This window comes from Weissella sp. DD23, assembly GCF_001579105.1.
Taxonomy (GTDB): Bacteria; Bacillota; Bacilli; order Lactobacillales; family Lactobacillaceae; genus Weissella; species Weissella cibaria.
In genome coordinates this window covers 87,616-88,764 of the sequence record NZ_KQ970391.1, presented here as the reverse complement: position 1 = coordinate 88,764, position 1,149 = coordinate 87,616, and the positions used below count along the sequence as shown (strand labels likewise).

The 1,149-nt window shown below is 47.5% G+C and carries 3 protein-coding genes and 1 pseudogene; all 4 read right to left on the bottom strand.

Annotation, left to right across the window (positions count from 1 at the left end):
• The coding region (gene rpsQ, locus WEIDD23_RS03000) for a 30S ribosomal protein S17 (RefSeq protein ID WP_062358747.1) at nucleotides 1-255 on the bottom strand (255 nt) is incomplete at its 3' end.
• Nucleotides 256-274: 19 nt separating this feature from the next.
• Entirely contained in the window at nucleotides 275-481 is a 207-nt protein-coding gene (rpmC, locus tag WEIDD23_RS02995) for a 50S ribosomal protein L29 (RefSeq protein WP_004560266.1), read from the bottom strand.
• A complete protein-coding gene (rplP, locus tag WEIDD23_RS02990; RefSeq protein ID WP_010369375.1) occupies nucleotides 481-900 on the bottom strand; it encodes a 50S ribosomal protein L16 in 420 nt (139 codons plus the stop codon). Before rplP ends, rpmC begins: the two co-directional genes overlap by 1 nt.
• A 1-nt stretch (nucleotide 901) precedes the next feature.
• Nucleotides 902-1,149 (bottom strand): annotated as a pseudogene (locus WEIDD23_RS02985) (30S ribosomal protein S3); the annotation flags it as partial.

Sequence of the window (1,149 nt, the reverse complement as noted above, 5' to 3'; positions counted from 1 at the left end):
GGCCTTCTCGACGATTTCTACCAAACGGAAGCGCTTTGTAGCTGACGTTGGACGCGTCTCCATGATGCGTACAATGTCACCTTGCTTAGCTTCGTTGTTTTCATCGTGAGCCTTAAACTTCTTCGTGTACTTAACACGCTTACCATAAACTGGGTGGTTCTTGTAAGTTTCGATGGCAACAGTGATTGTCTTGTCCATCTTATCTGAAACCACGCGGCCTTGGTAAACCTTACGTGCGTTACGAGCTTCAGTCATATCGGTCTCCTCTCTTAGTCTACTTGTTCAATTCTTGTTGACGAATGACCGTCTTGATACGTGCGATTTGCTTACGTACTTCTGACAATCGAGCCGTGTTCTCAAGTTGACCAGTAGCTAATTGGAAACGCAAGTTGAACAATTCTTCCTTGTAGCTCTTTTCCTTGGCAACCAACTCAGCTTGGCTGAGACCCTTGATTTCGTTTTGTAGATCCTTGATCTTCATTATTCACCCTCCACTTGGCGAGTCAAGATCTTAGTCTTGACTGGCAACTTGTTAGATGCAAGACGCAAGGCTTCGCGGGCAACCTCTTCAGGAACACCGGCAACTTCAAACATTACCTTGCCGCGCTTAACAGGTGCAACCCATCCGTCTGGAGTACCCTTACCGTTACCCATACGAACACCAACACCCTTAGAAGTGTATGACAAGTGTGGGAAAATCTTGATCCAAACTTGACCACCACGCTTCATGTGACGCGTCATAGCAATACGAGCAGCCTCGATTTGACGGTTTGAGATCCAGTGTGATTCAGTGGCTTGCAAACCAAACTCACCAAATGTAACTGTCTTACCACCCTTGGCCTCACCGCGCATCTTTCCACGGTGTGGACGGCGGTACTTTACACGCTTTGGTACTAGCATGTTACTCGCCTCCTTGCTTCTTTACAGACTTCTTCTCTGGCAAAATGTCACCACGGTAAATCCAAGTCTTAACACCCAATTGACCGTAAGTAGTTGTTGCCTCATCCCATGAGTAGTCGATGTCAGCACGCAATGTGTGCAAAGGCACCGTACCCTCAGTGTATTGCTCTACTCGAGCAATGTCAGCTCCGTTGATACGTCCAGAAACTTGCGTCTTGATACCCTTGGCACCAGCACGCATAGCACGTT